The 10,113-nt window shown below is 46.9% G+C and carries 12 protein-coding genes and 1 pseudogene; 9 read left to right on the top strand and 4 right to left on the bottom strand.

Going from position 1 to position 10,113, the window contains the following annotated elements:
* Both PN462_RS10135 and PN462_RS10130 read right to left on the bottom strand, forming a co-directional pair.
* A pseudogene (locus tag PN462_RS10135) lies at window positions 1–219 on the bottom strand (hypothetical protein); the annotation flags it as partial.
* Window positions 220–297: 78 nt separating this feature from the next.
* Window positions 298–1,242, bottom strand: coding sequence for a multicopper oxidase domain-containing protein (locus PN462_RS10130; RefSeq protein ID WP_443029136.1), 945 nt, complete (start codon window positions 1,240–1,242; stop codon window positions 298–300).
* A gap of 269 nt (window positions 1,243–1,511) precedes the next feature.
* Between PN462_RS10130 and PN462_RS10125 the strand changes: the two genes are divergently transcribed.
* The 9 genes from PN462_RS10125 (at window position 1,512) to PN462_RS10085 (ending at window position 7,785) form a co-directional block, all read left to right on the top strand.
* Complete coding sequence (locus tag PN462_RS10125) at window positions 1,512–1,754, top strand: HNH endonuclease (protein ID WP_272128039.1); 243 nt, start codon at window positions 1,512–1,514, stop codon at window positions 1,752–1,754.
* A 112-nt stretch (window positions 1,755–1,866) separates the two neighbouring features.
* Entirely contained in the window at window positions 1,867–2,004 is a 138-nt protein-coding gene (rpmH, locus tag PN462_RS10120) for a 50S ribosomal protein L34 (RefSeq protein ID WP_272128038.1), read from the top strand.
* Window positions 2,005–2,238: 234 nt separating this feature from the next.
* Complete coding sequence (gene rnpA / locus PN462_RS10115) at window positions 2,239–2,604, top strand: ribonuclease P protein component (protein WP_272128037.1); 366 nt, start codon at window positions 2,239–2,241, stop codon at window positions 2,602–2,604.
* Entirely contained in the window at window positions 2,594–2,986 is a 393-nt protein-coding gene (locus PN462_RS10110; RefSeq protein ID WP_272128036.1) for a PH domain-containing protein, read from the top strand. The genes rnpA and PN462_RS10110 overlap by 11 nt, the downstream gene beginning before the upstream one ends.
* 143 nt (window positions 2,987–3,129) lie before the next feature.
* Window positions 3,130–4,299: a membrane protein insertase YidC gene (gene yidC, locus PN462_RS10105; protein WP_272128035.1), complete on the top strand. Its 1,170-nt coding sequence runs from the start codon at window positions 3,130–3,132 to the stop codon at window positions 4,297–4,299.
* A 134-nt stretch (window positions 4,300–4,433) separates the two neighbouring features.
* Complete coding sequence (locus tag PN462_RS10100) at window positions 4,434–4,913, top strand: Jag family protein (RefSeq protein WP_272128034.1); 480 nt, start codon at window positions 4,434–4,436, stop codon at window positions 4,911–4,913.
* 206 nt (window positions 4,914–5,119) lie between these two features.
* A complete protein-coding gene (locus PN462_RS10095) occupies window positions 5,120–5,629 on the top strand; it encodes a YceD family protein (protein WP_272128033.1) in 510 nt (169 codons plus the stop codon).
* A 71-nt stretch (window positions 5,630–5,700) separates the two neighbouring features.
* A complete protein-coding gene (locus PN462_RS10090; protein ID WP_272128032.1) occupies window positions 5,701–7,218 on the top strand; it encodes an AAA family ATPase in 1,518 nt (505 codons plus the stop codon).
* Between the two features lie 51 nt (window positions 7,219–7,269).
* Window positions 7,270–7,785 (top strand): SH3 domain-containing protein, encoded by a 516-nt coding sequence (locus PN462_RS10085; RefSeq protein ID WP_272128031.1) that lies wholly within the window; start codon window positions 7,270–7,272, stop codon window positions 7,783–7,785.
* A 78-nt stretch (window positions 7,786–7,863) separates the two neighbouring features.
* Here PN462_RS10085 and PN462_RS10080 read toward each other — a convergent pair whose 3' ends face one another.
* On the bottom strand, window positions 7,864–8,508 hold the full coding sequence (locus PN462_RS10080; protein ID WP_272128030.1) for an SH3 domain-containing protein: 645 nt from the start codon (window positions 8,506–8,508) through the stop codon (window positions 7,864–7,866).
* Window positions 8,509–8,777: 269 nt separating this feature from the next.
* The gene (locus tag PN462_RS10075; protein WP_272128029.1) at window positions 8,778–10,040 is read right to left on the bottom strand and encodes an RNA-guided endonuclease InsQ/TnpB family protein; all 1,263 of its coding nucleotides are present in this window, start codon (window positions 10,038–10,040) and stop codon (window positions 8,778–8,780) included.
* Window positions 10,041–10,113 lie beyond the last annotated feature (73 nt).

Genomic DNA, 10,113 nt, shown 5'->3' with positions numbered 1-10,113 from the left:
TTCAGTCTCAACTTGCTCAGTCGCCGCTTCGCCACCTTCACCGCCTTCGCCACCTTCACCGCCTTCGCCACCTTCGCCGCCTTCAGTCTCAACTTGCTCAGTCGCCGCTTCGCCACCTTCGCCGCCTTCACCGCCTTCAGGAGGTGTACCACAGGCCCCCAGAGTTACGGTTAAACCAACTGCTAAAAAGAGTTCTACGGGTTTGAGAGATTTTGCCATGATATTATTGCTAGTTACTTCTTGAAAATTACAACCAATAGCCTAGAACTAAATGCAATTTACTGTCAATAATTTAGGTTAACTCTCCTCAGTCTGATGAGAACGTACCTCAAAAAAGCCCATACATCCAGCTTCTGCAATAAAATCTTGGTGAGGATGGAACATATACAACCCCGGATCACTGTAGGAAAACTCTAAAATATGTCGTTCTGCTGTTCCCATGGTGATCACATCTGTCTCCTCATCGGGGGTTAAACTGCGTCCCGTGCGATAAACTTGGAAAATATTGGCGTGAATATGAAAGGTGACGGCGGGGTCATATTCAATCATGTTCAGGAGATAGAGACGGACTAGCTGATTTTGATAGATAGGAATGGGATGATCTCGGTAATAGTTGGGAAACCCGTTAAAGGTGTAGAGGTCGTTTTTTTCGTTGTTGTCTAGGTCATATCCCCCCATTACTAACACCATTTCATCGGCAGGGGGACGACTTTCGGGAGGATCAATAATCAATAAGCCATATAATCCTTTGCTGATATGGCGCGTGACGGGGGCTACATGGCAATGATAGGGGTGGACTCCGTAGGGTTTGGCTTCAAATTCGTAAATGGTGCTTTCTCCGTGTAATACGGGTTTAATCCCATCCATTTCATCGGGGTGTGTGCCATGAAAGTGGAGGGTGTGAGAATGGCCGTCTTCGTTATGGAAGATGATGCGGATGGTTTCCCCTTCTTTGGCCCGGAGGGTGGGGCCGGGGACGCGGCCATTGAGACTCCAGGTGACAAAGGAGATAGCACGATTGAGTTGTAGGGTGTGACTATTGGCGGTGACTTCAAATTCCCGAATTAAGCGGCCATTTTCTTGCTTGACTGTGCCATAATCAAAGTCCCGCAAGAGTTCCATGGGGTTGAAACTCAAGTCTGGGGTTTCGGTGTCTGGGAGGGGGGGGATTTTGGCGAGGGGAGGGTTTTTGGGCCATTGCGATCGCGCATAAGCGGCCAATCCCATCACACCAACCCCCATTAACCCCCAACCCAAGAGTTGGCGACGGTTGAGTAAGTATCTCGAAGCAGACAAGGGGCTTATTTAAAATAACTTGCAATTATTTACTTTAGGATAATTGCTAGTCTTTTTCAATAAGTGGAGAGCGGGTAATGGACAATGGATAATTGATAATGGATAATGGGGAAGATGGGGAAGATGGGGAAGAACAAAGAACAAAGAGCCATTGTTGATTGTTGATTGTTAATTGTTAATTGTTGATTGTTGATTGTTAATTGTTAATTGTGAAAATGGCAAAAACTCCTCGAATCCCAATTCCTCCTGAAGTGCGTCAATTTGTCTTACAACGGGATAATTTTCGCTGTTGTGGGTGTGGGAAAAGTAAACAAGACACAATTCTTCAAGTGGATCATATTATCCCCCTTGCTAAAGGGGGAGCAAATGATTTAAGTAACCTACAAACCCTATGTCGGGATTGTAATTTGCAAAAGCGCGATCGCATCGATCCCCGCTTCAAACGTCACTTTAGTTAAATCCCCCCTCGCCACAACTCCACAAGGATGTTATGATAGGAGACTGTGACTTTTGAGCCTTAGCGCAAAAGTGTACCTTTAGCAAGCTATTCACTCAGCAAGGAGAGCAACCGTGACACAGCGCACTTTAGGAGGAACGAACCGCAAACAAAAGAGAAAATCCGGCTTTCGGGCCCGGATGCGGACTAAAAATGGCCGTCGTGTCCTCAATGCCCGTCGTCGCAAAGGACGGCATCGTTTATCTGTTTAATGCGAGTCCTCAAGACAATCATCAGTCGGCTGATTCTCTGCCGCTAGAGGTCAATTGCCCTTCCTTCCCTTGGCCTCTAACTTGGGCTATTTAAGAGTCAACAAAAACTTGACAAATATAGCGTAATATGCTATAAACCCTTTTCCAACAGATTACTAATGACTGGTAACAGGTAACAGTTACTGATTACTGGTAACAGTTACTGATTGCTGATTACTGATTACTGATATACGGGTGGGACTCCCTAAACTTAATCGACTCAAACACTGGCGAGACTTCCAAAGAGTCTATAAACAGGGAACTTGTCACCATGGGCGATATTTGGTGTTGCGGAAATGGAGTACAGACCAAGATTCTTTCGGCTTGACTCCGCCGCAGATTGGCATTGTAGTGGGGAAAAAGGTGAGTAAAAAAGCCACCCTCCGCAATCGGATTAAACGCCAAATTCGGGCTATCCTGCAAGACTTCTTACCCTCCCTGAAACCGGGGCAAAAATTGATTATTGGGGTAAAACCCAAAGCGCGAGAGTGCGAATATGAACATTTTTTGCGAGAATTAGAACAGTTGTTAAGAAAAGCCGAGGTCTTGAATGGGCATTAAAGAAACCGCCTTTTATGAGGGAGGCCCTCATATTGGGGATTTGATCATTAATATTTTGCTCGGATTTACCGTCATTTGCCTTCCCTTAACCGTGGGTGCGATTGTACGGGCCTTGTGGCTGCGCTATCGGATTACCGATCGCCGGATTTCGATTACAGGCGGTTGGCAAGGGCGCGATCGCACGGATGTGATTTATTCAGAAATTGTTAAAATTGTCAAAGTATCAAGAGGGATAGGGCTTTGGGGGGATATTGTTGTCACCCTCCGCGATCGGTCACGTCTAGAAATGCGTGCCATTCCGCGTCATCGGGAAATTTATGACTATATCGCTGAAAAAGCAGCAGACAAAACCGGGTTATCCTTAGAAACCATTAAAAGTTAGTTCACCCTGTTTCCAAAAACAAGCAGGTTAAAGAACAGGCTAGATTATTCAGTTAAGACCAAAAACCCCTTAACGAACTCACCCCCTGGCCAACGCTTCCTTCCCCACTCGAATCGTAAACACAAGCAGGCTGAAACAGACGAATGGATTTAGGTATCGGCTTTATTTCCACCAACATCATGCTGCCAATCCTTGATTTCTTTCATGGGATTGTGCCAAGCTACGGATTTGCAATTATCGCACTGACCCTAGTGATTCGCTTTGCCGTCTCCCCCCTCAGTGCCAAATCAATTCGCAGCATGAGACGCACCCGCATTGCCCAACCCGTAATGCAAAAGCGCGTTAAAGAAGTTCAAGAACGCTACAAAGACGACCCCAAAAAACTCCAAGAAGAAATGGGAGGCATTTACAAAGAATTTGGCAACCCCTTAGCCGGATGCCTTCCCCTCTTTCTGCAACTCCCCATCCTCTGGGCCCTATTCACCACCCTACGGGGCTCCCCCTTCGCGGACATCAACTACACCGTTGATGTGGACATTTTCCCCAGAGAGCAGATCGAACAAATTCAACCGGCCATCTACTCCACCGACCCCCAAAACATCTACCTCGATGAAGGGTCTCACTATCCCGTCTCCGCCATTCTGCCCTCTGGGGATAAATTAGTTGTCGGTCAAAAAACCGCCCTCGAATTCCAAACCCCCGAAGGAAAAGCCCTCAACACCCTCGTTAACCGAGAAGCAGACGAACCCATTCAACCCCAATGGAAAGTCATCAAAGGGGAAGACCGAGTATCAATCAACGAACAAGGCCAACTGGTCGCCCTAGCCCCCGGAGAAGCCACCATCGAAGGCAAAATCCCCGGTCTAGCCGCCAACGAAGGCTTTCTCTTTATTAAAGCCCTCGGTCGCGTCGGGGCAACCGGAGCAGACGGAACAATCCACTGGGATATCGTCACCATGGTCTTATTCTTTGGCTTGAGTACCTACCTCAGCCAAAACCTGACCAACTCCTCCCAAAGCAACTCCTCAGACCCCAACAGTCAACAACAGCAAACCATCAGTAAAATCACCCCACTTATCTTTACCGGGATGTTTTTAATCTTCCCACTCCCTGCCGGGGTTTTAATGTACATGGTGTCTGCCAATATTTTCCAAACCGCCCAAACCTTTATCTTGATGCGCGAACCCTTACCGGAAAATTTACAAAAACTGGTCGAGCAACAGGAAAAAGCCGAGAAAAAAGCCCAAGGTCGAGAAACCTTGCCTTTTGAAAAACAAAAACGGTCTAAGAAAAAAGAAAAGACATCAGGATAAACCAACCAATTGATTGTCAACTGAGATGGGGGTGAAGGGATGGCCAAACAGCCACTCTAACCTCCATTCTCATTACCAGACCCAAAAGGATTCACTGTTAAGAAACTGTTTACTGATTACTGTTTATTGAAAAAGTGAAGGAACTACAAAAAAACGGTCAAGACTGGTTAGAAAAACTCGTCACCCTACTGGGATGTCCCACCCCCGTCACCCTAACTGAACCCGAAGCAGACGGCGTTTGCTGGTTAACCATTGAAGACGAGCAATTAACCCCCGAACAAATAGAAACCTTAATCGGAGAACGGGGTAAAACCATCGACGCAATTCAATATTTGCTCAATACCACCCAAAACCTAGGCAGAGAAAGAGAACAACAACAACCCTTTACCGTAGAAATTGCCAACTATCGGGTCAAACGACAGGCCGAACTCCTCGCCTTGGTTGAAGATGTGGTGCAACAAGTGCGAAGATCAGGGGAAGAAGTGGAAATGTCCTCTCTCTCGGCAGCGGAAAGACGACAAGTTCATCATCTCCTCAAAGATGCCACCGATTTAATTACCGAAAGTCGCGGTTCAGAACCCCATCGCCATCTCTATATCCGACTGCGAGACTAGGCCACTCCTTCCCTTGTCAGCGCACTCCTGCCGAACTATTAACTCTCGGTGAAACTAAAAATCGCCTAAAATTAGCTAAAAGCCTGATTATGATTAGTTTCTGACCTTATTCTTAGGGGAACTTTCTCCTTCATCCAACATCTGCCCTCTGCCTTCGGACATTGATTACTGATTACTGCTATAAGAGACTGTCGGCAAAAATTACCATGCAACCGATTTATCTTCCCCAACTGCTTAAAGCCCCCAACCAAAGCGAACATCTCGAAATTAATCAATTAATTGAGGGGTTAGAAACCCTAACCCCGGTTCGGGGGGAGTTGTTGGTGACGCATCAGGGAAACTATCTCGAAGTAAGTGGAACAGTGGAGACAATCACAACATTGGTGTGTCATCGCTGTTTACAGCATTATAATCATCGTTTAAAAGTCGAAAAAACAGAATTAATTTGGTTAAATGCTGCGGAGTCTGAGTTCCCGGATTCGGGGGAGAAAGAACTCCTAGGGGATGAAGGAACTGAAACCCTTGCCCCAGATGGCTATTTTGAACCCGATCTCTGGGTCTATGAACAATTGAGTCTAGAGTTACCTCTACAGCAAATCTGTGGGGAAAATTGCCCTGGTATTGTGCAACCTCAACAGACAGAAGACCCTAAAATTGATAGTCGTTGGGCAGGTTTGGAGGCATTGAAACAGCAAATTATGAACCATGAACAGTAATCAATTAACAATTAACAATTAACAATTAACAATTAACAATTAGCAATCACCCATTACCAATTACCCAAATTATGAGTTTTCAAGAGGAATTTGAATTATTATTGCGGGCTTGTTATCCCTTAATTTATATTGCCACACCGGAGGAGGAACGGTTGGAGCGTGCGATCGCAGCCTCAGCCGAACGAGTAGGACAGCGTGCCGTCTATACCTGGGACTTTGTGGACGGATATCAAAACAATCCCAATCATCAAGGAGTGGGACAGCGTAACCCCTTACAAGCCCTAGAATTAATTGAAAAATTACCCGATCAAGCCCCCGGTATTTTTCTCTTACGGGACTTTCATCGGTTTCTCGAAGATATTGCCATTGCCCGTAAATTAAAAAATCTTGCCCGCACCCTCAAAGCGCAACCGAAAAATATTGTGGTGGTTTCAACTGAAGTCACTATTCCCGAAGATTTAACTGAAGTCTTTACCGTTGTTGACTTCCCCCTTCCCACGGCCACAGAAATTCGCGCCGAAGTAGAACGACTGGTGAGTTCAACCGGGCAAAACTTAGGGGAAAAACTGTTAAATGAATTAGTCCGTTCAGCCCAAGGATTATCCTTAGAACGAATTCGTCGGGTTTTGACTCGCGCGATCGCAGGTCACGGTAAACTCGAACCCGATGATGTAGAACTCGTCCTCGCCGAAAAACGGCAATCCATCCGCCAAACCCAAATCCTCGACTTTTACCCCGCCACCGAGCAAATTTCCGATATTGGCGGTTTAGATAACCTCAAAGACTGGTTACTGAGACGGGGAGGTGCATTCAGTGAACGGGCCAGAACCTACGGCCTCCCTCATCCCCGTGGTTTACTCTTAGTGGGCATTCAAGGCACAGGAAAATCTTTAACCGCAAAAGCGATCGCCCACCACTGGCATCTCCCCCTCCTCCGCTTAGACGTAGGGCGACTATTCGGCGGCCTCGTCGGTGAATCCGAATCCCGCACCCGACAAACCATCAACCTCGCCGAAGCCCTTTCCCCCTGCGTCCTCTGGATTGATGAAATTGACAAAGCCTTCGCCGGATTTGACGGCAAAGGAGACTCCGGAACAACCAGCAGAGTGTTTGGCACATTTATCACCTGGTTAGCCGAAAAAGATTCCCCCGTCTTCGTCGTCGCCACCGCCAACAATATTCAAGCCTTACCCCCCGAAATGTTGCGCAAAGGACGCTTTGATGAAATCTTCTTCGTAGGATTACCCTCCCAAGAAGAACGGGAAGCCATCTTCACCGTCCATCTCAACCGTCTGCGGCCCCATAACCTCAGCAGTTACGACTTAAAACGCCTCGCCTATGAAACCCCCGATTTTTCCGGAGCAGAAATCGAACAGGCGATCATAGAAGCGATGCACATTGGCTTTAGTCAAAACCGAGACTTCACCACCGAAGATATCTTAGAAGCGGCCAGTCAACTTGTTCCCCTGGCCCGAACCGCCCAAGATCAGATTAAAGTCATGCAAGACTGGGCCGCTGCGGGGAGAGCGCGGTTAGCCTCACGAAAAAATGCCCTTAGCGATCGCATCCAACGGCAAATTCAGCCTTAAAATACAGTCCAGCACAACTACCTCTTTTCTTTTCTCCCAAAATAACCCCCTATGAACTTCTCAAAAATCGCTCAATTCATTCTTGGTGTGATTTCCGGCCTTTTCCTCCTAGGGATCAGTGGTGCAGCCACAGGCTATTACTTCTTCAGTCGCATGGCCGCAGACCCACCCCGTCCCGTCTTCTCTGAAGAACGGCCCGGCACAGAAACCGACAAAGACAGCGACGACAAAAAAGCCCCGAAACCCGAAACCGTCGCCGAAGACCAAAAAGCCGCCGCCGAAGCAGCAAAAGAGCCAAAAGAAGAAGAACCCGAAGAACCCGAAGAACCCGAAGAAGAATTAGAACCAGGTGCGTATCGGGCCCAAGTCACCTGGCCCGACGGTCTAAGTTTACGGGACGAACCCAGTTTAGAAGCGGAACGAATTGGGGGAATTGCCTATGAAAACGAAATGATTATTCTCGACACCAGCGATGATGGCCGCTGGGAAAGAGTCCGGCTTCCTGGCACAGAGCAAGAAGGGTGGGTCAAAGCCGGAAATTCAGAACCCATCGAGGAGGAGGAGTAATGGGCAATGGGGCTTGGTGTTGCTTATCGTTGAGGATACACCACCCAGAACGCACTCCGCCAAGCCCCCAAACTCACTCTATCGGCAATCCCTGAGAATACTGCGTCCTCTCCGTTCGCCAATAATCCATCCGGTTAAACCAAACCGGGTTGTAATTTGAACCCACTCATTCCCATCCGCATCCTCAAAGCTAGCAATTCCAGGTTCAAGGGTAAATTCATCCCCCCGTGTTATACGTTCTAAGCGTTCATAATTCGTCCCTGGGCCATCATAAAGCGTGACGGTTTCAGTCACCTCTTGGCAGTAACGTCTGGGAACTTCCAAGGTATTAGTCCTACAGGGAATTAAATCACGGGTACTCACATAACCTTCTACATCTTCTCCTAAAACAGACACTTCGATGTAATCATAATTCCGATTATCTTCTTCAAGACGGAGAACTGTCCCTTCTGGTAACGTTTGAATACGGTCTTCACCATCCGGAGTTTCATAAATTCCGGTTCGTCGTTCGGTGAGACGACAATCCCCTTCTCGTCCTAAGCGATCAAACCGATCCCGTCGTTGGGAGAGGAGAGAAGCGTCTTGTGTTACCGCCGACGAGGGAGGGGAATTGGTGGAAGGAGAGGAAGAAGTCGCTAAAACCGCCCCTTCTCCTAAGAGGCTAACTGCAAAAGCAACCAGTGCCAAGGATTTGTGCCAGTGTTTCATGGGAATTACATTCACAATATCTTCATCAACTATACAAAACCGCTCTCTAAAACTTACTCAAACTTGTTTGTTTGATGTTTAGTTCCTAGCTTGGAGCTTCGGAGACCTTTCCATCACGCTTGCTTGCACGACTGTAGCTCTCCGTACTGTCTCAATGAATTGCCGCTTGAAAAAAATCACGATCAATTTATTCCACCCAAGGAAGGGAGGTCAAGCTCAGTGAGTGAGACTTAATACTCTACTAAAATGCCTTGACATCCTCCCTCGCGGGACGCGAGGGATTCCTAAGAATCGGGAGGGTCTTCATTCAACGACTCCACTTGCTGTAACAGGATTTCTCCAACCACAGTAGAGGCGGTGTCTCCTGAAGCATTCACCTCAACTATACTCGGTGAGCGAAGCCGAACTGCCGTTTCCGTATGCTCTACGGTACGGACTGCTTTTTGAAGGAGAGTCATACTAGCTGCCACCTCCCTGTCCTCGCAAAATCCACAACTACAGTTATGAGTCCGATTAGACAAAGACTTGGGACTCAGTTTTCCGCACTGTGGACAGTCTTGAGAGGTAAAATGGGGAGGAACAGCAATGGTGATTTTACCGAACTTCTTCCCAAAATACTCCATCCACTTGCGGAACTGATACCAGCCAGCATCACTGATTGATTTAGACAAATGACGGTTACGAACTAAGTTCTTGATCTGTAAATCTTCGTAGGCTACCCAATCGTTAGATCGGATTACGCAACAGGCCAGTCTCTTGGCGTATTCTTCACGTTGCCTACTTATTCTCAGGTGTAACTTGGCGTAACGCTTTCTCGCCTTGTGATAGTTTTTGGACTGTTTTTGTCCTTTAAGGCACTTTCTCGACTTACAGCAGTTGAGTCGGTTTAACCGCTTTTCGCCTTGTCGATAGAACCTTGAGTTAGGTTCTGTGTGTCCATTACTATCGGCGTAGAAGTATTTTAAGCCAACGTCTAAACCAACGGCTTGTCCGGTAGGTTCAACTTGCTCAGTCACCTCAATCGCAATGCAAAACTGAACATAGTACCCATCGGCACGACGAATCAATCTTACACGCCTAATGTGGTCTAGGGAGTAAAAATAGATGTCTCTTGACCCTATCAGTTTAAGCCGACCAATCCCTTTTTTATCGGTGAAAGTAATATGTTTTTTGGTTTGTTCATCTAGTTTCCAGCCAGAGCGTTTGTATTCTACTGAACGCTGATTTTTCTTGAATTTGGGAAAGCCTTTTTTGCCGTCTTCCACCCCCTTATTAGGGGATCGTTTACAATTTTTATAGAAGCGACTAATTGCACTCCACGCCCGTTCAGCAGAGGCTTGTCTGGCCGTTAAGTTAAGATTTTTAGCAAAGGGGTACTCTTGGGCTAGGACGCGACAATATTTGTTGAGGTCATACTTATTGACCTTTTCATTATCCATCCAAAAGCGCAAGGCTTTGTTTCGGACAAACTGAGCGGTGCGAATTGCCTCGTCAATTGCCCGATATTGTACGTTTTTTGCCTTAATTTTATACTCAATGATGAACATGGTTTTACACTAGCACATTTAGTACAAGCATTTAGCACAAGCATTTAGGGGGTTAAGTTCGATTCATCCCATT

The organism is Spirulina sp. CS-785/01 (genome assembly GCF_028330525.1).
Taxonomy (GTDB): domain Bacteria; phylum Cyanobacteriota; class Cyanobacteriia; order Cyanobacteriales; family Spirulinaceae; genus JAQMSD01.
This window is presented reverse-complemented; position numbering and strand designations above follow the sequence as displayed.